Annotated in this window: 12 protein-coding genes and 4 tRNA genes; 2 read left to right on the forward strand and 14 right to left on the reverse strand. The window is 39.5% G+C overall.

Annotation, left to right across the window (positions count from 1 at the left end):
• Positions 1-113: 113 nt before the first annotated feature.
• The 7 genes from recD to GQR45_RS12855 form a co-directional block, all read right to left on the reverse strand.
• On the reverse strand, positions 114-2,162 hold the full coding sequence (recD, locus tag GQR45_RS12825) for an exodeoxyribonuclease V subunit alpha (protein ID WP_165726138.1): 2,049 nt from the start codon (positions 2,160-2,162) through the stop codon (positions 114-116).
• Complete coding sequence (gene recB, locus GQR45_RS12830) at positions 2,159-5,737, reverse strand: exodeoxyribonuclease V subunit beta (RefSeq protein ID WP_165726139.1); 3,579 nt, start codon at positions 5,735-5,737, stop codon at positions 2,159-2,161. Before recB ends, recD begins: the two co-directional genes overlap by 4 nt.
• Positions 5,724-9,023 carry an exodeoxyribonuclease V subunit gamma gene (recC, locus tag GQR45_RS12835; protein WP_165726140.1) on the reverse strand — a complete coding sequence of 1,100 codons (3,300 nt, stop codon included), beginning with the start codon at positions 9,021-9,023 and terminating at the stop codon, positions 5,724-5,726. Before recC ends, recB begins: the two co-directional genes overlap by 14 nt.
• Before the next feature lie 160 nt (positions 9,024-9,183).
• The gene (locus GQR45_RS12840) at positions 9,184-10,245 is read right to left on the reverse strand and encodes an alkaline phosphatase D family protein (RefSeq protein WP_165726141.1); all 1,062 of its coding nucleotides are present in this window, start codon (positions 10,243-10,245) and stop codon (positions 9,184-9,186) included.
• Positions 10,242-11,369, reverse strand: a complete 1,128-nt coding sequence (locus GQR45_RS12845; RefSeq protein ID WP_165726142.1) for an alkaline phosphatase family protein — start codon at positions 11,367-11,369, stop codon at positions 10,242-10,244. The genes GQR45_RS12840 and GQR45_RS12845 overlap by 4 nt, the downstream gene beginning before the upstream one ends.
• 74 nt (positions 11,370-11,443) lie before the next feature.
• Complete coding sequence (locus GQR45_RS12850) at positions 11,444-13,813, reverse strand: TonB-dependent receptor (protein WP_165726143.1); 2,370 nt, start codon at positions 13,811-13,813, stop codon at positions 11,444-11,446.
• A gap of 202 nt (positions 13,814-14,015) precedes the next feature.
• Positions 14,016-15,059, reverse strand: coding sequence for an alkene reductase (locus GQR45_RS12855; protein ID WP_007585611.1), 1,044 nt, complete (start codon positions 15,057-15,059; stop codon positions 14,016-14,018).
• Between the two features lie 236 nt (positions 15,060-15,295).
• On the opposite strand from GQR45_RS12855, the gene GQR45_RS12860 reads away from it, so the two are divergent.
• The gene (locus GQR45_RS12860) at positions 15,296-15,685 is read left to right on the forward strand and encodes a DUF2750 domain-containing protein (protein WP_165726144.1); all 390 of its coding nucleotides are present in this window, start codon (positions 15,296-15,298) and stop codon (positions 15,683-15,685) included.
• A gap of 68 nt (positions 15,686-15,753) precedes the next feature.
• Here GQR45_RS12860 and GQR45_RS12865 read toward each other — a convergent pair whose 3' ends face one another.
• On the reverse strand, positions 15,754-16,623 hold the full coding sequence (locus GQR45_RS12865; protein ID WP_165726145.1) for an alpha/beta hydrolase: 870 nt from the start codon (positions 16,621-16,623) through the stop codon (positions 15,754-15,756).
• Between the two features lie 107 nt (positions 16,624-16,730).
• Entirely contained in the window at positions 16,731-18,056 is a 1,326-nt protein-coding gene (locus tag GQR45_RS12870) for an OprD family outer membrane porin (RefSeq protein ID WP_165726146.1), read from the reverse strand.
• A 653-nt stretch (positions 18,057-18,709) separates the two neighbouring features.
• On the opposite strand from GQR45_RS12870, the gene GQR45_RS12875 reads away from it, so the two are divergent.
• Positions 18,710-21,388: a CHASE domain-containing protein gene (locus GQR45_RS12875; RefSeq protein WP_165726147.1), complete on the forward strand. Its 2,679-nt coding sequence runs from the start codon at positions 18,710-18,712 to the stop codon at positions 21,386-21,388.
• 70 nt (positions 21,389-21,458) lie between these two features.
• Here GQR45_RS12875 and GQR45_RS12880 read toward each other — a convergent pair.
• The 5 genes from GQR45_RS12880 to GQR45_RS12900 form a co-directional block, all read right to left on the reverse strand.
• A tRNA-Ser gene (locus GQR45_RS12880) sits at positions 21,459-21,548 on the reverse strand.
• Between the two features lie 175 nt (positions 21,549-21,723).
• Positions 21,724-22,764, reverse strand: coding sequence for a quinolinate synthase NadA (gene nadA / locus GQR45_RS12885; RefSeq protein ID WP_165726148.1), 1,041 nt, complete (start codon positions 22,762-22,764; stop codon positions 21,724-21,726).
• A gap of 141 nt (positions 22,765-22,905) precedes the next feature.
• A tRNA-Lys gene (locus GQR45_RS12890) sits at positions 22,906-22,981 on the reverse strand.
• 63 nt (positions 22,982-23,044) lie between these two features.
• Positions 23,045-23,120: transfer RNA gene (locus tag GQR45_RS12895), tRNA-Lys, on the reverse strand.
• 82 nt (positions 23,121-23,202) lie between these two features.
• Positions 23,203-23,278, reverse strand: a tRNA-Lys gene (locus GQR45_RS12900).
• Positions 23,279-23,398 lie beyond the last annotated feature (120 nt).

The raw sequence follows: 23,398 nt of genomic DNA on the forward strand, positions 1-23,398 counted from the left end.
CCTTACTAATACATTCAATATAAAATTAATTTTAGTATAGAAGACATTTATTATAACGCGATAAATAACAAGCAGTTTGAAGCTAAATTATTAATCTAAAATACAAACTAAGCTTAAAATTGTAACCTTTCATACAAACCAGATGCTCTTGATACACTTTTATTCATTGCAAGTAGTAGTACTTTTTTGTCAGCCACCAGCTCAAACTTATTTTTAGCGCGGGTTATTCCCGTATACACTAATTGCCTGTTAATACCCATGCGCGCTTGTTTTAGCGGTGGCAGTACCATAGCGGTGTAACTAAACTCAGAACCTTGTGATTTATGAATAGTCATTACGTATACTTTATCGTGTGCAGGGAGTCGTGCTGGCGAAAATGCTCGTTGGTTACCTTGCTCATCAATAAATATGGCTTTGAGTTGATTACTTTCATCGGGCATTAAAATACCAATATCACCGTTAAATAACTTAAGTTGATAATCGTTTTGGCTCACCATAATAGGCATACCCGTGTAGTGGTGAGTATTAGGACTTACGGTAATTAAACCTTGCTGTTGCAACACGCGCTCTATTCGTTGATTTAAGCTATGAACGCCGTAATCGCCCTCTCGTACCGCAGCTAAAAGCTGATAACTAGCAAAAGCAGTATGTACCTGTGCAACATCTGCACCTTGAGCTATTAAGTTAAGGTACTTTGCATAATGACTTGCTGCACTTTTAACGAGCTTTTCAATTGGTTTTGCTACAAAGTCGTAATCTAAAATTACATCGTTAAAGCGCCCTTCACTACTTTCTTGCTCTACGTAATTTAAAATACCGGTGTTATTGGTGTTTACCGCAAGTGCGAGTTGACCAATGCCGCTTTGTGCATCAAATCGATAACTGTGTTGTAAAAAGGCAATGCAATCTGCGAGTTTAAATTCACTCACGCTTTGCGCTACGAGCTTAGGCTCATTATTAAAACATAAGCTATTTAGCTCATCACAACGTGCTTGCGAGTAGCTTGGCGTTTGCCCAAGTGTTAAACCTTGGCATAAATCGCTCATTACGCTGCCGGTATCTACCGAGGCAAGCTGATCTTTATCACCTAGGAGTATTAATCTCGCGTGCGTAGGCAATGCTTCTATTAATTTAGCCATCAGCGATAAATCAACCATACTGGCTTCGTCAATAATCAGCACATCTAAATGCAGCGGATTGCTTTTGTTATGTCTGAATTTATTAGTAAACGGTTTTACGCCCAATAAGCGATGAATCGTTTGAGCGCTTTGCGGTATCAGCGTTTTTATATCATCAGGAATCGTTGTGAGCTTATTTTTAGCGCCCAAAATAGACTCACTTAAACGTGCAGCGGCTTTACCAGTCGGTGCCACCAGCTTAATGCTAAGCGGCGCGGTTTTATAAAGTGACTGTAAAATAGCCAGCAACTTAGTCACTGTGGTAGTTTTACCTGTACCTGGGCCACCCGTGATCACACTAAAGCCTTTGGTGGCGGCAATCGCACACGCCACTTTTTGCCAATTAGTTTCAATTGTTGAATCAGCAGGAAAATAGGTATTTAAAAGTTCAGCCAATACTTCATTATTAATATTGAGCTTTCGCTCGCTCATACTTAATAGCCTGTCCGCGAGCGTTTGCTCATAACCGGCAAGGCGCGCAAAATAAAGTCGCTCGTTAAACAGTTGCAGTGGTTTATTTTCGCCTACGCTTTCATGGCTTTGTAAATAACTAAGCGCTGTGTGTACATTAAAGTCATCACTAAACGGGCTTAGCGTACTGGGTACATTGCCATCGAGTTTATTAAAGTCGCTTTTGCGCAAGTTAAAAGGGTTACTCCAATCAACTTCATTTAAGGTTAGGCAGCTATGCTGGCTTTGCTGCGATAAGCACAGTAATAAAATAATATAAAATAGTTCATTGTGAGTTTGCTCAATGTCATTAGCACACAGTAATTCTGCGAGTTTAACATCAACTACACGTAGTCGGTTTTGCGCTAATAAATACTCAAGTAGCGGGACTTCGATAATCGCATTGTTTAACACAATGTCCTCTAATGGGGCATCTTGTGCTACATTTTTTGAAGTAAGAGGCTCTGCGGCTTCATTATTAAGTGTCTCGTCTATATCGTCAAATAAGCCAGGTTGCTCATTTAAATCGCTCATAGCATGGCTCCTTGGCTAAATAAGCCATCTAAAATAATCACTTGTTCTTCAGTTAGCTTTTTAAAGTACACGCCTTGCCCTGCTGGCATTCCCCGTAAAAAAGTATAATACACACCGCCTAAATGGGTTTCTATTGAGTAATCAGCTATACGTTGTTTTAATAAACGATGCAGTGCTACGGTGTAAATTAAATACTGTAAATGATACTGATGACTGCTCATTGCTTGCTCAAGCATATCGCCTTCGTAATCAGCTGGCGTACTGCCTAAATAATTAGACTTATAATCTAAAATATAATATTTGCCTTGGTAGCAAAATATTAAATCGACAAAGCCTTTTAACAAGCCCTTTACGTGCGAAAATTCAAGCTTACTTTGCGTAAAGCCAAAATGTTTAACCAGCATTTCGTTTAGCTTTGGTGCACTTAAGCTCTCAAGTGGTAAATTAAATTCCATTTCGACTAGGCAATCATTGGGTGTAAGCACACCCAATGAAAGAAGGCTGTTTTCTAAAGAGCCGTTATCTAGGGGGCACGTAAGAACATCAAGCACCCATTTTTCAGCCACTTCTCGCCATTGCTCACCTATATGGTACTTTTCAAGGCTGCGCTTAACTACTTCAGATAAGTTTTGCTCAGTATTAGTTGGGTGAACTATTGGGCTAGTAAAATCTATTTGTTCAAATATTTCGTGTAAACAGCTACCAGGCTTTGCCCCTTTAGGAAAGCTATAAGGTGATGGTAGTTCGTCCTCTTGCACTGCAAACTCGTCTTTTTCGTGATCTTCATCACTTCGCCCTGGGGCTAATTGGTCGCTGTGCTTTTTAAAGCTCAATGCACTAAAGCTAGTTGCTCGCCAGTTACGCTCAATATTTGCCGTTACTTTATTAACACTTAACGTTTGCTGCGCACTTTCACTGTTATTAAGACAAAGTGTTCCCTGCTCTAATAATGTTTGTGAGGTAAATTGCTGATAGCTCATCGCGCTGTTAGCGTCGCAAAACTCACTTAAATGCGTGCGCCATGTTTGGCTACTGGCAAGTTCAAGCCCTGCAAATAAAACATGCCCAAGTGCACTACTTTGCATAGCCAAGCGGCTACTTTGTCCTTGCCCTATGTTATAAACACCAAGCGCACAAAAATGTACGGCGCGAGTAAGTGCTACATAAAGCAGGCGTAAATCTTCAGCTAGGCGTTCTTGTTCTGCTTTTTGCAGTGCATCTTCGTCTTTACTTAAATCGTAAACTAGCTTGCCATTATTATGATAAAGCGCTTCTTTTGTTTCGCGATAGCCACTGGCAAACGGCATAAATACCAAAGGGTATTCAAGCCCCTTTGAGGCATGCATAGTGACAATTTTAACTAGGTTGGCGTCACTTTCTAGGCGTACCTGTACTGCTTCACCGTCTTGTTGGCTTACCTTTTGTGCAAACCATCGCAGTAAACGCAGCGTACCTTCAAGCTCTATTTGTTTTTGCTGAAGTATTTCGCCCAAGTGCCTAAAGTCTGTCAGCCAACGCTCAACGTTATATCCTAACCCTTGCCATTTAGCGCTTAGCTGATTGTGGCTCATTAAACGCTCAAGCATTGCCATAGCGCCTTGCTTGTTCCAAATGTGGCTAAGTTGTGCAAAAAAGTTTAAGTAGTCTTGCCATTTATTTTCATCATCGGCGAGTGCATGTATTTCGTTATAACTTAAACAAAATAGTGGACCAGCTAAAACACCGCGCAGCAATGACTCATCATATTGTCCATGCAGCGCTGTTAAAAAGTTAAGTAGGTGATGGCTAAGCTCTTGGCTAAAAACGCTTTCTCGCGATAAATACACGCTGGCTATTTTGGCTTCGCTAAGCGCTTTTTTCATTATTTGCGCTTCAACACGGTCGCGCACTAATATACAAATATCGGCAGCGCTTACAGGGTTACTGCCAATGCACGCGTCCCCTTGTTTTGCTTTTTCAAGCAGGGTCACTATTTTATTAGCAAAGTGGGTGGCTAAATGCGCTTGCCCTACACCTTTGTTGGTTGGTTTGTTTTTTTCATCGGCGGCTTCATCTACAAATACATTAAATTCGAATGCGGTAGCGGGTTTGCCATCAATTAAAAAAGAGTCATCCGCTTTTTTGCCTTTAGCAGCTACTGCGTTAAAGGGTATAGCGTCGTTATAAATAAAGCTGTTAACGTGTTTGCCAAATAAACTATTAACGCTATTTACTATATCGGTGCTTGAGCGAAAGTTAGTACCCAGCGTAAATTGCTGATCAGTCCGTACAGCTTCTTTTGCGCCAATATACGTAAAAATATCCGCGCCCCTAAAGCCATAAATAGCCTGTTTAGGGTCGCCTATCATGGCAAGCGTGGTATTTTGTTGCCCATAAATTTTACTAAAAATACCGTACTGAATCGGATCGGTATCTTGGAATTCATCAATCATGGCAACCGGAAACAACTGCGCAATTTTTTGCGCCAGTACGTCGCCTTGCTCGTTATTAAGCGCACTGTGTAAATTGGTCAGTAAGTCATCTGGGGTGATCACGCTTTGCTCTTGCTTGCGCTTAACTATTGCGGCTTTTACCCAGCGTGCTGCATGTTGTATAACTGCTATTTTAAGCCCTTGGTTTATGGTGTTATTAAGGGCGGCAAGCTCGTCAAACTGACTCAGTAATGGATGCACAAATAATGGCTGATTCTTTTTATAGTTGCCTGCATCGCTTAAGTTTTCTGTACTCCATACTTCAAACGAATACTTGCTAGTGCCAAATTCAAAAAACAAATCGCCGCCTAAACAAAATGCCTCAAGCGCACTAAGGCTGCCTTTTCGTGCTGGCGTTTTAGACCCGCTTAAACCCGAGCCTTTAATAGCACCTATAAACTCTTGCTCTAACACCGCTTTTTTAAATGCAGGTACACGGGTTATATACTCGTCACGCGCCTTCCATACATCATCTAAATTTATTTGTGGCGTAATGTGCGCATTAGCTTTGTTTAAAATACTCGCCACTTGAGCGAATAAAGCCTCTGGTGCGGCAAATACATCTAAAATAGCATCGGTGCGTTCTTTATTCAGTGGATATACAAACGCCCGCCAAAAATCTTTAATGGTTTCAAGTAATATGTCGCGCTCATCTAAAATAAATTCGAGATTAAACGCCACTCCCGACTCAAACGCATGTTGTTTTAGCATCCGCTGACAAAAGCCATGAATGGTAAAAATAGCGGCTTCGTCCATTGATTTAGCAGCTGCATCGAGTAAATTAAAAGCACGGTGTTTATCATCAATTTTGGCAATTACGCCTTCAATGAGTTCGTCATTTGGGTCTTGCCCAAGCAGTGCGTCGCGTGCAGCAATAATTCGGCTGCGCACGCGGTCTTTAATTTCTTGGGTGGCGGCGTCGGTAAACGTTACTACCAGGATTTGCTCTACGCTGAGCGGCGTATTTAACTCACCTTCTATTTGCATACCTAGTAAGTAACGTAAATACAGCCCCGTAATGGTATAGGTTTTGCCGGTACCCGCACTGGCTTCTATTAAACTTTGACCAATGAGCGGCATAGTAAGAGGATTAAGCGCTTGCATGATCACTCTCCTTTGCGTGTTCAAATAAAGGCGTGAGCAATTTATCACTCCATTTTATAAATTCTTCTTGGCAGTCATTTAGCGATTGCACCGTTAAGCGAATATACGGGTTTTCGCCCTCGCCTCGCCCTATGTATTGCGGGCTAAATTTGCTTATTGCTTTTGTTATATCGCCGCCGCTTTTAACGTACTCATAACCACTTACCGGAAAAAACGGCACAGGCTCTGCGCGCAGCGCTTTGTATAACTCAAACCAATCAAGTAGCAATGCATCGGCATCAGCTTTATTAATTGGCGCAAAAGTAATTTGCTTATCAAGCCCAAGTAACAATGTTTCTACTTGTTGATCCATACTTTGCGCTGCGAGGTGATAAATAAAGCCTTTAATTAAATCCTTCGCTTTAATACTCGCACTGCGGTAAAACACTTGTTTTTGCAAATACACATGATTGAGCCAGCCCTCTATTTTGGTGCCTTCAATGGTAAGCAAAACTTCTATTGGCTCACTTTTCCCGCCTTTAATGTGCTCTTTAACTTGCCCTGCAAGCGCATCAACTCGGTGCTCCATACTCTCAAATATAAGGCTGCCAACATTAGCTTGAGGTAACTCACCCCGCTGCAGTATTTGCTCGGTACTCAGTGGTTGCTCGTTTATATTGGCTTTAAGTATTTCATCAAGGTAAAAATAACGGCGCAGCGCATCTAAACTAAATGGCTCTTCGTCTTTTGCTACTTCGTTAAATTGTGGCAGACGTAAACCTAATGTTTGTTGATAAAAGCTCTCTTGTGCGCTGCACACACTTCTAATAAACACATCAAGATCTAACTGATCTGGTACACTCACATCAAGCGCAATAACCGGTTGTGGTTTAATTGACTCACTTGGCAGCCAAATTGGATTGTAGCTGTGGTTGCTCAGCACAGTATTGGCTTGCTCATCGGCTAAATAGTAATGGCTATTAAAGGGCTGTAAATGCTGCTGATTAATTAGACATGCGGGCAGCGTTTTTTCACTTTTATCGCTTAATACAAAACTACGCCCAATATATTCTAACAGCTCACTTACAAGCGTTGATGGCATGCGCGGTTGGTTATCAAAACACGAGCGACCAATGTAACTCATGTATAAGTTGTCGCGAGCACTTAATAGCGCTTCTAAAAATAAGTAACGGTCATCTAATTTACGTGATCGGTCACCTTTTTGCTTTTTAGAATAAGGCACTAAGTCAAAACCAATAGGCTGTACGTTACGCGGGTAGTCGGCATCGTTTAAGCCCAGCATGCATACCACTTTGAATGGTACGGCGCGCATGGGCATAAGCGTACAAAAGTTTACTTGCCCAACCAAAAATCGCTGCCCTACGCCTTTTTCTTGAATGCCTTGTTTAACTAAGTAACTAACAATACGCTGCGAAACCGCTTTGCTGTAATCGCCGTTGTCGTGGTGCTTTTGTAACTCTTCGAGCACGTTTTGAAGTACTAATAAATCCCAACTGTCATCGCTTTCACTTTCGTATATGGCGTTTAATAGCTCGCTTAAAATATGCGCTTTATTAGTGAGCGTGTCATCCGGCGTTAGCTGCTCTTTAAAGCTTTGCAGTACATCAATAAAGTGTACGAGCTTATTGAGTGTATCAAGCGCCATGCCTTCTACTTCATCAGCGCTGTAAATACCGTTAAACGGGCATTGTTCGTCGCGCATGGCAATGCCAAGCAGTAAACGGTTGAGCCCGTGTTGCCAGGTATTTAAATCGATAGCAGGTAAATCAAAACTGCTTTTATGCGCTGCGTTTATACCCCATTTAACGCCTACACGTTCAAGCCAGTATTGAATTTGCTCGTATTCGTGTGCTTCAAGCCCAAATTTTTCGGCTATTTGCGTCACTTGTAATAAATCGAGAATATCCGACACACCAAAGCGCGAAAACGGTAAGTTAGCTAAACTCGCAAATGAACTAAGGACAGGCTTTTCTTGCTCTATGGCTAAATCGGCCAATGCGTAAGGAATAAAGCGGCTGCCTTGTGCCCCGCCAAATACGGCTTCAATGTAAGGGCTGTAAGTGCCTACATCGGGCATCATGACAATTATATCTTTGGGGGTAAGCGTTGGGTTTTGATTAAATAAGTTAAGTAAGTAGTCGTGCAAGCGCTCAACTTCTCTGAGCGGTGTATGGCAATCGCTTAGCGTAATACTGGTGTCGGTTGCACTTATTGGTAACTTACCTTCGTCGTTTATAAACCACTCTTTGTTATCGGTCAGCGATTCGCCTTTAAACGCAAGCTGATAAATCTCGCTTTGTACTTGCCCTAGTAAGGTGTCGTCAAACACATCAATAAAACCGTCAATCCAACGGGCATCTAACTGTACGAGTTGCTCAAAATAGTCGCGACCTAATTTACCCCACGACGATAACAACGGATTACCAATAAAGTAGTATTCTTCATCTGGGTTGGTGTGTTTTTTTTGTTGCGCTTCCACCAGCGGCATTTTAGCGTATTTAGCGCTTATTTTAGCTGCTGTTTTTTCATCTATAATATCGCCCCAGTAATGCTCACTCGGGTTAAAAAAGAATAATATAACCTCTGTTTTTTTACTCAGCGCTTCAAATACGTCTAGCTGGGAGCTGGCAATCGCCGATATACCAAATAAGCTAATGCGTTGTGGCAGTATGCTATTGTCCATAGTCTCAAGTGCTGCAAGTAACTGCCCTTGCATATTAGCGCGATGAAATTGGCTTTGCCCAAGTTCTTGGCTTAGTTTTACAATGCGTCGCCATAAATCAGGTTGCCATGGGGCAATGGCTACATCTACGTCATCAAGGTCATCTTTGCCGCTATCCCATGTGGCTATCCAGTGCGGTCGGTACATTAAATATTGGTCGTACACATCGGCTATTTTTTCGCACAGCGCAAAGGTTTTTTGCCCATCAATATCGCCCTCTAAATAGGTTTTTAGCGGTAAATATAGCGGCTCATCAATACAGATGGGTAAAATGGCAAACAGCTTCCAAGCAAGGTTGGGCTTATTAAATGCCGACTCTTTAGGGACATTTGGCAGCAATTGCTGATACAACTGCCAAATAAAGCTCGACGGCAGCGGAAAATCTACCTGCGCCGCAACCCCTAAGTTTTCGCTCAAACCTATTTTTAACCACTGCGACATACCCGGCGATTGCACTAGCACTACTTCTTTGTCGAACGGGCTTTGCAATGGGTTTACTTTTAACAGCTGGTGGAACTGCGCTTGCAGGGCTTCCATCCGGTTTGATTGAATAATATTTAGCATATAACACTGACCTTGCTTGAGATAAAACCAGTGTAAGATATTTTCAATATTAGGGGTAGCGCAAACGGGTAATTGGCTTTAATAAATCAGAGAGTTAAGAACTAACTTACAGATTTTATACGCACAGCATCTATTTTATATACTGTGCGTAGTAGTGAGTTTATTTATAAGGGCTAATACTTGATAAACTAAAGTCACTTTGCATTATTACTTCGCCATCAATGCCTTTTAATTTAAGTGAAATAGTGGGGTCAATTTGCTGCCAGTCTATGCTTAAATCACCATAATTTACGTTATGAGTAAAATTCCCTACTCGGTGTTTGTTAGGGCTTACATCTTTCCACTTTTCAGTTAAGCCAGAGCTGGTCATCTCAATTAATGGGTAATCAAGGTTTTGCTGATACTTTGATATTTCACCCCAGTGCGTATCGCCGCTGATGATCACTACCCCATTTACCTTATGCTTTTTAATCAATGCAAATAAACGGTTTCTATCTTCAGGAAAGTTTGCCCATGACTCCCAACCTGTAAAATCGGGTAAAAGCTGTAAGCTTGAGGCAATCAATTTTATTGCAGCAGGCTTTTTAAGCTCTTGTTCAAGCCATTGCCACTGGGCTTCACCTAGCATTGATGCGCCATTCACTTCACTAGGACTATACGGGCCTTGGTTATTAAGTTTGCGCTTAGTGTAGTATTCAAGCTCACCTACATGGTTTAGCGCATCACGGTTCCAACGTAAATCAGGCATTATTACTTGTATGGTTTGCTCATTTTCACCATACATGTACGAGGTATAAATTCCATCAGGACGAGTGCGACGCGCTGAGTTTACAGGTTCATCCCAAAAATTAAGCATAATTTGGCGTGATTGCTCTTTATGCGGATACTCTTTACCTGCATCGTTTTGGCCATAATCGTGGTCATCCCACATAGCAATAATAGGCGTTTGCTCTTTCAAGATTTTAAAACCCGCCTTTGCCCCTAAACGTTGGTATTTTTCGGCAAGTACATCCATATCGTTGGTATCGCCGTAAATATTGTCACCCAAAAATATAAACAAATCCCCCTGCTCTTTGTTAATTGTATTAAATATGGGTATGTTTTTATCTTGATGACCACACGAACCAAATAGAATTTTAGATGGCGCGGCAGTAACACTCGCGCTAATAACCAAACTCAGCGCCAAGGCAGATAGGGTTAATGGTTTTAATAGGTTCTTCATTTTAAAATCTCGCTAATAGCTGGCGCCATATTTGAATTTATTTCATTTGGATTCTGCCCAAGAGCCTTTAAAACGGTCGCTGCTATTTGTACTTGTTTAAGCTCATTTTCAGTTTTAATTAAGCCACGTCCTTTTATTGCGGGGCCGATGGCTGCAAGCCAAATATGTTCAGAGCCGACAATTCCTTCTGGGTAGGTATTTTCACCTAGCTCTAGCTCAGCAAGTGCACGTTTAGAGCTGTGATGTTGCCAATCATTGGCATTATTGCCACGGCCGTGATCAGTAGTAATAATTAGTGTGGTGTTATTTTTATAACCCGCTGTAGTTTGAATAGTTGCCCATAAGTCTTTTATAAAAGCGTCACTTTGCCTTGCCGATTTAAGGTATTGATCGTAATGTCCATCATGCGCAAAGTCATCGGTTTCGCCTAAACTTATCACTAACAACTTAGGCTTTTTAGCCAACATATACGCTTTAGCAAAGCGATATGTAAAACTATCTAGTCGTACGTTATACCAAGGACTGGGAATTTCATTTTGTAGCGCATTTAAGAGTGGCGCATCGGTGAATAAATTCTCTTCAATTGACATAAAACCTGCATTTACATACACGTTACTGCGCTTAGTATTTACAATGTATGGGAATACATCCCAACTGCCAAATAAGGCAGTGCTATCTTTAAACTCAGGTAACTTATCTAAACGCTCTAAAATAGTTTTATTTGGGTTGAGCACTTTGTTGTTACTATTTATATTTTCGTCAACTTCACCGGTGAGTATTTCGTTATAACCAGGGTATGAAAAATACCACGGGTTACTTACCGACATAGTAGAGCCGTTAGCTCTATCGCCAATTATAATCCCTTTTTTAGCCACTACTTGCGTTAAAAAAGGCATTAGTAATTGCTGGCGCTCATTTGCTGTTTTTACCCAAAACTGGGTCTTTAATTGCTCTGGCTTTTTAACAAAATCAGTATTATTAATTAAGCTATTATCAGCCCCATTAAATACTTCTTGCCAGCGTACTCCATCAAGCGTTACCAGCACTACATTTTGCGCTGCTGTTGCAAAATTACTCGCTAATACACTTAAGCTAAATAGTGTTACTTTTAAAATCGTTTTCATCGCGTTTTGCGCCCTTTCATATAATAAAGCCCATCAATGACGGGCTTTATTTAAATTCAATTACTAAAACCTAATTAAAAGTCAGCGGTAAATGTAACTGCTGCGGTGCGAGGCGCACCAATGTAATAAGTAGAGCCGTTACCTGTACCACCTGCTAAGTAGCTTTTGTCGGTAACGTTATAAACAACAAACGATACGTCAATGGCTTTAAACGGGCCTGCATCTACGTCAGTTGAATAACCTGCATTGAAATCAAGTACGGTGTAGCCGTCTACTTTATTGCGCGTGCGAGTGTCTTCGTCTTGCCATGCGCCTAAGCGCTCACCGGTGTATTTAGCCGATAAACCAACACGAAAGCCATCGCTAAAGTAATCGGTAGATACCACAAATAAATCCTCTGATGAATCTATTATGCTGTCGCCTTTTCTAAAGCTTGGTGCTACCTCATTACCACTTTCATCTCTTAATATTACGCCTTGTGAATCGTATGCATTTGGATCATCGGATGAATACTCAGAACTGCTATTCGTATACGACGAGTAGACGCTCCAGCTTGGTGTTAACATATAGCTTGCTGCAAGCTCGAGCCCATTTGAGTCAATACCTCCTACATTTACGTACGAGCCATTTGTACCAATTGTGTAATCAATGCCGTCTGTACCACTACCAGGGGCAATAAAGGTAATGCGGTTATCAAACTTAACACTGTAAGCCGTTGCTGTAAGCGTTAGTCTGTCGGCTTGATAACGTACACCAAAGTCTATATTGTCGGCAGTTTCTGGCTCTATGTTTGTAAGTGTTGAGCTATCTCGCTCAAGTACACCGTCTTTTATTGCTGAAAAATTCTCGCTGTAACTGGCAAATAATTCTGTGCTGTTATTTAGCTGATACAATACACCCCCGCTAAATAACACGTCTGAGTCGCTATCTACTTTATCTGATCTTTCGTTAGCAAAGTGGTCGTACTTTTGTAATTCAACTAAATACTGTTTTGCACCAATATTTAATGTTAAGTCACCAAAATTAATCGAGTCTTGTAGGTACCATTTGAATGTATCGGTATCAAAAGTGTTTTTGTATTGTGTCCAGTAAGGCGTGCTATCAAAGTGATGATAAATACGCGCGTCAATTACTTTGTGCCAATCACGCGATTCATCACGTTCGCTTTGCTCATACCAAAAGCCCGCTTCGATATCGTGATCACCAAATGTAGCTTGGTAATTTGCCGTTACACCTAAACGATCTTTGTTGTAATGCGTATGGCGGTAAGACATAACCGGCGTTGCTGTTGCATCGTAACACGCAGGATTTAAACCAGGACCCGACTCCCATGGCCAGCTCAAACTTTGCGTACAATCGGCATTTGGTGCAAGCGGGTTGCCTTCACTATCAGCAAAACCATAAGAGCCTGCATTAGTGCCACCCTCGGTTGTTGGGTTGCCATTTTCATCAACCGGCGTTGTTAAATAAGGTGGGATCCAATCGCCGCGACCTGAATTTTTATGATAATAAGGACTAACGGTTAATAATGAAGTTGGCGAAATCGCGTATTCAAATTTTAAATAGCCTAAGGTATTTTCACGAAGCGTTCCCCAACCTTCTGCAAACATTTGGTCAAAGTGCGGAACTCCCGTCCAATTCCATGTTAGCTGATCCCAATCGGGTGTTTGTTCAAACTGCTCAAGGCTTACGCTGTTATAGTTTGTCTCGCTTACATCATCGTAAGATAAACGACCAGTAAGTGTTAAATCGTCAAAATTAGATACAAACTTAAGCTCTGCGTGTTGGTTGTCTTTACCGCCATTACTGCCAGAACCAATCCAGCGGCTTGTATCTGTTTGCGAGTAACTTACATACGCTTGTGTGTTATTAAAAACAGTGCCTGTTTCGTGTTTAAAGTAATAACGCGTGGCATCGTGGCTGCCTGATGTATAAGCAAAGGTAGTGCCTTTTTCAAGGCTTGGGTCTTTACTTACAAAGTTAAATGTCCCGCCTAGTGCTTCAAGTGAAGCCGACTTAATATCAGAGGTACCTTGACCTACTTCTACCGTTGCTAAATTTTCACTCTCCAAGTAACGGTTAGCTTTAGCACCACCTCCATAATTAGAGCCACCATTGGGAATGCCATCAACGGTCATACCTAATTGTTGTTGGTTTCCATCAATACTAAAACCACGCATGGTGATTGTAGTAGACCAATCGTCGCCACCAAATGCATCACCTTCATTTATGCTAATACCCGGTAAATTATCAATAACCGATAATATGCTCGATACCGAACTTTGTTGCTCAAGCATTGCAGGCTCAATAACATTGTTAGCGTAGCTCGTTGGTTTAGCAACCACGGTTACTTCTTCTATGGTGTTGTCGTTAGCATAACTAGATGTTGATACAGCCATGGCAATTGCCATGCTCAAAAGCGATTTGTTTTTTAAAGCGTACATTGTTGTCCCGTTTGATTTTAATTATGAAATATGAAAACGCGGACAGTATGAATTTTAAATATGACAACGAGGATGAACTTTATTTACATAAAAATTAAACAAATATGGAAGATTTATGGCGGGAATATGTACAAAAAAAGACACACAAAGGTTTAACTTTGGGTGTCTTAATTATTTTCTAGAACTTATTACAAATAGTAATTTATTTCAATTGTGCAAGCATTTCATCGCTGTATGGTACTAACTCTTCACCGTTTGCAATTTTGCTAATATAATCTGGGTTTGCAATAAGTGGGCGACCAATAGCGATTAAGTCAAACTTAGCATCGTTAATAGCTTCTTTTGCTGACTCAAAACTATAACTACCTACGCCTACTAATGTACCTTTGTAGCCTGCTCGTAAAAATTCAGAGATGCTTTTGCCTTCAAGCGAGTCAAAGCGCATGCTGTCGTCAAAAATACCGCCGTGTAAGTACGCTAATTCTCTGCTTTCAAGTTCTGTCAATAAGTAATCAAATACCGCTTTATCGCGGCTATCTTCGCTCATATTAAAGTAAGCACCCGGTGTTAATCTAAGTGCAGTACGATCACTGCCTACAGCAGCAATAACCGCATCGGTTACTTCTAGTGCAAAACGCGACATGTTTTCAGGCGTTTGACCATATTCGTCGCTGCGTGTATTTGCAGCGTAATGTAAAAATTGGTCAACTAAATAACCGTTAGCACCGTGAATCTCTACCCCATCAAAGCCTGCTTCAATTGCGTTTTCAGCAGCTTTTGCGAAATCAGCAACTAGACTTTTAATATCATCAGTAGTGGCTGCTTTTGGTGTGATGTATGTAAGCTCACGCATACGAGGGACAGAGCCTTCAACGCCAATTGCTGATGGAGCAAGTACATCGCCATCAAAAAAGTGAGGGTGTGCAACACGGCCAACATGCCATAGCTGTGCAAACATTTTGCCGCCATTAGCGTGCACAGCGTCAGTTACTTTTTTCCAACCTTGAATTTGCTCGCTGGTAAATAAACCCGGAGTATTTGGGTAACCTTGTCCATCTGGACGAATAATAGTTGCTTCACTAATAATTAAACCGGTTTCGGCACGGCGAGCATAATATTCAACCATATCTTGTGTTGGCACTAAGTTATCGTCAGCCATACAACGCGTTAATGGCGCCATAAGTACGCGGTTTTTAAGCTCAATCGTGTTATTTAATTTAAACGGAGCAAGTAGATCAGTTGTCATTTTTCAATCCTTCATTAAGTATATGCTTACTACAATGTGGCCTTTTTACAAACATTCAAGCTTATTTTGAATGATCGCTCAAATTAGTGAGAAATTATACTGATCAATCTACAAATTAGATCTGCATTGCTGAAATTAAATAGCAACTTTTCAACACTCTGTCATATAACTCGATATACTTGTGTGCATATAATTTAGATATATTAATATCGATAGTAATTAAAAGTGAGCTAATTATGACAACGCCAAATTTAAGCGAAGAACACGCAGTAATTTTAGGACTTGGAGCAAAAAAACGCCTAGCCTATATGTTCGAAACCGTACAACAGTTCAAGCAAGTATGGATTTTAAACGATGATGATGGCTGCGTTATGCTTGCCAACGAAGATGACGACTGTGTGCCAGTTTGGCCAACTCGCGAATTTGCAGAAGCATGGGCTACTGGCGAATGGGTTGGTTGCACAGCTAAAGCAATTCCACTTGCAGATTGGTTTAGTCGCTGGACACCAGGCCTTGAGGAAGATGACTTACTTATTGCTGCCTTCCCTACAGAGGAAGATGATGGCACGATATTGTTTTCAGATGAGTTTGAAAAACAATTAAAAGCACCAAAGCAAAAATATTAAGGTTCAAAGCCTAAATACTCAGAGTTCTAAAATTTATAAACGCGGCACTTAATTTAGTAGCCGCGTTTTTATTGGCAATATCTAAAATTCAAATAAGCCTGCGTAATTGCATCTGGATTTTCTACTTGCGGATAATGCCCAAGCCCTACAAACTCTTGTACGCGCGCATTGGGGATCAGCTTTTTATAATGCTCAATCATATGCTTACCAGAGATGGGGTCTTCTGCGCCTGCTATAAACGTAAGTGGTATATTGTTATTTATGATGGCACCAACCCAGCGTTCTCTGTTTTGCTGCCTCTGCTTTATATAACTAATGAGTTTAGGCATAACGGCTAAACCATCTTTATAAATTAGCAACTCCCAAAGGGTGTCTACCACTTGTTTTGAAGGCGGTGTACTTTTACCAAAAATAGTAACTAGATTATTGGCAAATTTTTGTTTATTCATTAATTTTGGCACTATCCAACCTAGCTTTGAAAGTAAAAGCTTTTGTATAAATAAGGGTTTATGCACCTCAGGAAATAACCCACCATTTAAAAAGCACACACTGTTTATTTTAAAGTCACTTTGGCTAACGACTTGTCTTGCTAATAGCTCTTGAGCCACAGTATCGCCATAGTCATGAGCTAAAATATGTATATCATTAATATTTAACGTTTTTAAAAATTGAGTATATAAGTCGGCTTGTTCAGTAATTTTATAGCCTGCATTTTTAGGTTTATCTGACAAACCAAAACCTAGCATATCGAGTGTAATTACAAAATAATGTTCACTAAGGGTTTGCCACATACCTTCCCAGTCCCAACTAGCACTTGGAAAGCCATGTATTAAAAGCAGCGCAGGCTTAGTTATATCACCAGCTGTTTTAGTAAAAATTTGATGGCCACTAATTTGAGTAAATTGACCCTGTGATTGCCACTGTTGAAGAGAAAACATATATTAGCTTAATTTTTATTATTGATTTGTTAGTTTTATCATAAAGATAATGAAAAAAGGAAACAAAACCAATGCATAAAATTTGCATTGGCTTATTAAAAGTCATGTTAAAATTTAATAGTGTAATCTACATAAACTCGATGGTCAGCTCTATCGCCTTTAACACCATCAACACTGCCTGATTTTTCGGTTGTATAATCTACAAATAACCAACGTAAGCTTAAGCCTTTTATTTTCTCAACTTTATAGCGAGTATCTACAGCCCAATATTTTTCGTCGGCTGTACCACCTAACTTACCCAATGCAGAGTTTTCAGCATCGCTGCCGTCTGTGTAGTAAAATTTAGTTGTTAAGCCAGGCGATACTGCTTTCAAATCAATTCCTAAACGAGCTTGCCATGATGTTTCATTTTGGTTTGTTAAATCGGCACCAATTAATGAGCGAGTTGGAAATGGGTTTGTACCATGGTCGCCACTGAAATTATCTTCAATCCAAGCATCACTTACTTTAGTAAATGCCGCACCTACACTCCAAATATCTTTTTTCCAATCAGCATCTAGGTAATAGGCAAATCCATCGTTTTCACTTTTGGTTAAACCTGTTAATGCACCAGGTGCATCTTCATCATCTAAATCACCACCCTCTGCGCCTGTTACAAATAAATCACCATCATCTTGTGAGGTAAATATGCCAGTTGAAAGGGTTAACTTACTTTGCTCAAGCTTAATGTCGTAACTGATTTTTAACCCGATTTTACTTAAATAATTGTGCGAATTTAAATATTCAGCTTCTAATATTAGATTGTCTTTTTTATGCGTAGCACCTACGCCCCAAATTACGCTAATAGCACCAGTTGCCGATTGATCGGTAGAAAAGTCTTCCCATCTATCATCGTGTCGACGGCTCCATTTATCGTAAACGTAACCGTATAATTTAGTGTTACCAATTTTGTAATCGCCAAAAACGCCTCTAAAAGTATTAGGAATAGCCCGACTCCCAGAGCTTTTAAGCAACATACTTTTGGTTTTTTGCCCGCCCACTTTAACGTGACCGTTGTTGCCCAATTTAAAATCTAAAAAATATTGTCCAAATTTAGAAAAGCTATCGTCAACTCCACCGCTCTCATTACCTGCTGGCAAAATATTACCTGCGGCTGAACCCGTAGAATTAATATCCATCACGGTGTACGTCGATACACCCACACTCACTAAATCGTTTATATAACCCGATGTGTAATTGAGCTCTATACCTTGAGCAAAAGTTGAATCGTCACTTGCGTCGTTATCGTAGTCACGGTCAAAATAAATTGATCTAAGTTTTATATTAAATTCATCTTGTTCTGTCAGCCCATTAACAGCGGCATACGAAGGAATAGAAATACATGTTAATACTGCGCCTGTTGCCGCAAGTAATTTAGATACTCGGTGAGCCATAGTTATCTCCGTTACCTTGTTTTGTTTAAGTTTTAACTGTGCAGTGCATAGCAGCGTGTATTTTTTCGACCTACACGGTAAACATGTCATAATTACATTTTAAGTAATCACGTTTTCTTTCACGCTACTAAAATATAGAACAATATAAGTTTTTAATGTTTTAATTTTCATATTATAAAATATTAAGTGTTTGTTTTGTTTCGGATGAATTATAAAAGTAAGGTGAGCATCGTCTCTTGCTCGCTCGAACCTATACCGATAGTTCCCTTTAAAAGCGTCATAATATTGGTTAAATTTTACTTTATTTAAACTTAACAAAGTAAAGTTATAAGCAAAAACTAAAAGCTATCCGTTGTTTTTTGAGCACCTAATATTCACTAAAAAATCGATAAATATAAAAATCAGCACCTTTAGCTAATACTTTTGTTGTTCGCTATAAAGTAGCAAAAAACATAAAAATTATTATATTTATATACATGTTCGTCTTATCTTGGTGAGTAAAATCAACTTTTTATATTACATCCACTCTAAACCTTTATAAAATATATATATTCTAATTAATAACAAAGTTGTATCCTGAATAATAAGTGCTATATTTATTTCGATGATAAAACAGATATACTGTCAGTATATTAATAATAAAGGATGGGTTAATGTTTTCAGGACGACCGGTTAGTAAAAGGTTATTAATCTCGGTGCTTACTCATGCTATTTTTTTCATCAGTGGTATTGTATTAACTTACTTTGCCCACGCTGCACATCAAGATGCTGTTAATAACAAAATAAATGAAGCCCTCAACAACCGCCTTTCTTCACTCTCAACAGGCGTTACTAGCAGATTCGCCTTATATAAATATGGGCTATACGGTTTAAAAGGATTTATACACGGCATTGGCGTTAATAATTTAAGCTACCAAACAATTTCTAATTACTCTAACAGTCGCAACTACGCCCAAGAATTCCCTGGAGCAAATGGTATTGGTTTTATAAGAAAAGTGAATGCCGAAAACTTAGCTCAATTCTTAAAAACTGCAAAATCCGATCGACCTAACCAAATATTCAAACTAAATAAACTAGCTAACGAAAGTGATGAGCACTTTATTATTCAGTATATATTTCCTGAGCAAAGTAATTCACGGGCTCTAGGACTCGATATTGCATCGGAAAGTACACGTAAAAAAGCAGCATTAAATTCTGCAATTAATAACCAAGTTCAATTATCGGCGCCTATTACGTTAATCCAAGCGGATAACAAATCGCAACAAGGCTTTTTAATTTTACTACCAGTTTATAAAAATATTATTATTCCAACTGATAAAATCCAGCGTTTAGAGCAATTAATTGGATGGACTTACTCCCCTTTATTAATAGACAATATTTTAGACTCTCTTTCCCAAGCTGATGAAAATAAGCTAGTCATTAGCGACATAGGTAACAACGTTAAAACTGACTTTTTTAGCTACGGCATTAAAAGCAACTCGGCTGATTATCAGTTAAATAAAGTAATTAAAGTGATGGGAAGAACATGGGAAATCACACTTAGTGCTTCAGACACATTTATTGAATCACTACACTTACCGAGTAAATATCAAGCTATTGTCAATGGTGTTTTTTATACCCTTATTTGTATGTTTATAACTTTAATAATTCAGCTGTTTTTTTACCGTAGAGCACAAAGAACACAGCGAAGAATTATCAAAGCTAAACAAAATAAGCATATGCTGCAGCAAACAAATTTAAAATTAGAAAAAGAAGTAAAATTACGTACTAAAGAAATTGCCGATATAAGTATGCTTCAACAAAGTATTTTAAACAGTGCCAGTTACTCTATTATTGCGACCGACATAAATGGCTTAATTACTTTGTTTAATCCCGCCTCTGAAAAGTTATTAGGCTATAAAGCGCAAGACGTTATTGGAATTGAAAACCCGGGTATTTTTCATTTAAAAGAAGAAATTATAAAAAAAGCCAAACAGCTTAGTGCAGAGTTAAATGAACCTGTTTTCCCTGGTTTTGAAGTGTTTATCTTAAAAGCAACGGCTACAGAGCCTGATATCAATCAGTGGACATACATTTCTTCTACAGGCGAGCACATACAAGTTAATATAAGTGTCACCTCTTTATTAAATAACGAAAATGAAATTGTTGGCTATTTGGGTGTAGCATACGATTTGACCGAACAAATTAATCACGAACAAGCTCTCGGACATGCTAAAGAATTAGCTGAACAGGCATCACAAGCTAAATCTGAATTTTTAGCAAATATGAGTCACGAAATACGCACACCTATGAACGGCATACTAGGTACATTACAGTTACTGCAAGAGCAGCCATTGAATGAAAAATCAAAAGAGTATTTAAAAAAATCACTTTATTCGACCCGCTCACTCACCACTATTATTAATGATATCCTCGACTTTTCTAAAATTGAAGCTGGGAAGCTTTCATTAGAATATAAATCATTCGACCTTTTTGAACTTATTCACCACTTAGACTCTGATCTTGGCCTGCAAGCCAGTGATAATAATATATACCTTAAATTTATAATTAATATTGAGCATAAGTACTGGGTGGGCGACCCGGTTAGACTAAGACAGATATTTTTAAACCTAATATCTAATGCGATTAAGTTTACGTCGCAAGGTGGCGTTACAGTAACGTTTAGGCTAACCGACGAAAACAAAATATGTTGTTGTATATCAGACACCGGAATTGGAATTTCTGAGCAGGCTATAGAGCGATTGTTTGAGCGCTTTGAACAAGCAGAGCAATCAACTACGCGTGAATATGGCGGTACAGGTCTTGGCTTACCTATTACTAAATCATTAATAGGTTTAATGAATGGCGAAATTAAAGTAACCAGCCAATTAGATTCAGGTAGTCAGTTTTATGTGTACTTACCATTAAAACAAGCACAGATTGATGAAAGCACATTAATAACAAAAAATGTTGAGCTTCCTGACCTATCTGGAAAAACTATTTTATTAGCTGAAGATAATAAAATAAATCAGCTTGTTGCATCTGCGATGCTTGAGCCTACAAAAGCCACCATTATTATTGCTAACAATGGTTTAGAAGCAATCTCATTATACGAGTCACACAAGCCAGACATTATTTTTATGGACATTCAAATGCCTAAAATGGATGGTCTTCAGGCATGTAAAAAAATTAAGGCGCTTAATAGCGAACAAATTGTTATCGCATTAACCGCTAATGTTTTTACAGAGCAAAAAGAAATATACAGGCAGTTATTTGATGGTTACGTTTCAAAGCCAATTGAAAAACATGAACTTGTAGGCATGTTATCAACACTCTATTTAGTTAATAGTTAGTCATTACGGAGGCATTAAAAAACCCAGTTACTAATACCTTTCGATATTAGTAACTGGGTTCTAAGAATAATGGTGGAGGGAGAGGGATTCGAACCCTCGTTAGGGATAAACCTAAACACACTTTCCAGGCGTGCGCCTTCAGCCACTCAGCCATCCCTCCACAGTGCTGCAATTGTGTAATGCAACAGCGCGCTATAGTATGAAATAGACCCTTAAGGTGCAAGGCATTTTTAAATATGAGCCTTTAAATGCTTACTTATCAAGCAATAGCTTATCTATAGGCACAAAAAACGGCTAAATCTAAGACCTAACCGTTTTAATTTATACTTTTAAAATTACTTAGCCATGCTCGCAGTAAATTCAAGCATGCGATTAAGCGACTTAAGTGCGCCTTCGCGTAAATCCATATCAACGAATATTTCTTTACCTTTAGGGCTTATGAGGGCTTCCTCAATCGCTTTTAAGCCATTCATTGCCATCCAAGGGCAATGTGCGCAACTTTTACATGAAGCGCCCTCACCTGCCGTTGGAGCCGCAAAAAACTCTTTATCTGGACATAGTTGCTGCATTTTATAAAAGATGCCGCGATCGGTTGCTACAATAAACTTTTTATTGTCCATTGTTTGCGCAGCTTTAATTAATTGGCTCGTAGATCCAACCGAATCGGCAAGTGCAACAATTTCTGCTGGTGACTCAGGATGAACTAATACGCCTGCATCTGGGTGTAGCGCCTTCATATCTTTTAAGGCTTTAGTTTTAAATTCGTCATGTACGATACATGCACCATTCCACATAAGCATATCAGCACCGGTATTTTTTTGAATATAACTACCAAGGTGCTTATCTGGGCCCCAAATGATTTTTTCGCCTTGCTCATCAAGGTGCTCTACTATTTCAAGTGCACATGATGAGGTTACAATCCAATCTGCACGTGCTTTAACAGCCGTAGAGGTGTTTGCATACACAACCACTTTACGGTCAGGGTGCTCATCACAAAACGCTGAGAACTCGTCTATCGGGCAACCAATATCTAGCGAACACGTCGCTTCAAGCGTTGGCATTACAACCGTTTTATTTGGCGTTAAAATTTTGGCTGTTTCGCCCATAAATTTCACGCCCGCGACGATGATCATATCTGCATCGTGACGTGCACCAAAACGTGCCATTTCTAGCGAATCGGCAACGCAGCCGCCGGTTTCTTCTGCAAGTGCTTGAATTTCAGGATCGGTATAATAATGTGCAACAAGTACTGCATTTTTATCTTTTAGTAATTGTTTTATACGCGCTTTATATTCGCCTTGCTCGTCATTTGTTAACGGTGCTGGCTTAGGGGGGAAAATATAACCTTCAGGCATAATAGTTTGAGCTAGACTCATGTTCTCGACCACTTATCTACAGTGCATTAATTAGGGCGAATTATACGAGAATATAAACATAAATAACAGCAAACTAGTTAAGCTGTTTATAAAAAATAGAATGGGAATTTAAAAAAGAATATAAAGGAAAGTATTAGAGAGTGGTGGGTCATGATGGATTTGAACCATCGACCAATTGATTAAAAGTCAACTGCTCTACCAACTGAGCTAATGACCCGCTCTAATATAAATCTGCTTTGTAAAAAGCTGTGTAAATCCGCCGATTAAAAATTTCATAGAATGGTGGGTTATGATGGATTTGAACCATCGACCAATTGATTAAAAGTCAACTGCTCTACCAACTGAGCTAATAACCCAATCTATGCGCTTATTCAATTATGAATGAAGCTTACGTATATCCGTCGATTGATGCCAAACATTATTCATAAGAATAAAGAATGGTGGGTCATGATGGATTTGAACCATCGACCAATTGATTAAAAGTCAACTGCTCTACCAACTGAGCTAATGACCCGCTCATGCGCTTATTCATTTTGAATAAACTTACGTAAATCCGCCGATTAAAACTACTCATAGAATGGTGGGTTATGATGGATTTGAACCATCGACCAATTGATTAAAAGTCAACTGCTCT

Source organism: Pseudoalteromonas sp. SA25, assembly GCF_011378705.1.
Taxonomy (GTDB): domain Bacteria; phylum Pseudomonadota; class Gammaproteobacteria; order Enterobacterales; family Alteromonadaceae; genus Pseudoalteromonas; species Pseudoalteromonas arctica.

Excerpts from the sequence above, each read along its gene's own strand:
- GQR45_RS12865 (WP_165726145.1), bottom strand. The coding sequence starts at position 16,623 with ATGTTTTCTCTTCAACAGTGGCAATCACAGGGTCAATTTACTCAAATT.
- GQR45_RS12850 (WP_165726143.1), bottom strand. The coding sequence starts at position 13,813 with ATGTACGCTTTAAAAAACAAATCGCTTTTGAGCATGGCAATTGCCATG.
- GQR45_RS12840 (WP_165726141.1), bottom strand. The coding sequence starts at position 10,245 with ATGAAGAACCTATTAAAACCATTAACCCTATCTGCCTTGGCGCTGAGT.
- GQR45_RS12845 (WP_165726142.1), bottom strand. The coding sequence starts at position 11,369 with ATGAAAACGATTTTAAAAGTAACACTATTTAGCTTAAGTGTATTAGCG.
- GQR45_RS12860 (WP_165726144.1), top strand. The coding sequence starts at position 15,296 with ATGACAACGCCAAATTTAAGCGAAGAACACGCAGTAATTTTAGGACTT.
- recD (WP_165726138.1), bottom strand. The coding sequence starts at position 2,162 with ATGAGCGATTTAAATGAGCAACCTGGCTTATTTGACGATATAGACGAG.
- recC (WP_165726140.1), bottom strand. The coding sequence starts at position 9,023 with ATGCTAAATATTATTCAATCAAACCGGATGGAAGCCCTGCAAGCGCAG.
- GQR45_RS12875 (WP_165726147.1), top strand. The coding sequence starts at position 18,710 with ATGTTTTCAGGACGACCGGTTAGTAAAAGGTTATTAATCTCGGTGCTT.
- recB (WP_165726139.1), bottom strand. The coding sequence starts at position 5,737 with ATGCAAGCGCTTAATCCTCTTACTATGCCGCTCATTGGTCAAAGTTTA.
- nadA (WP_165726148.1), bottom strand. The coding sequence starts at position 22,764 with ATGAGTCTAGCTCAAACTATTATGCCTGAAGGTTATATTTTCCCCCCT.
- GQR45_RS12855 (WP_007585611.1), bottom strand. The coding sequence starts at position 15,059 with ATGACAACTGATCTACTTGCTCCGTTTAAATTAAATAACACGATTGAG.
- GQR45_RS12870 (WP_165726146.1), bottom strand. The coding sequence starts at position 18,056 with ATGGCTCACCGAGTATCTAAATTACTTGCGGCAACAGGCGCAGTATTA.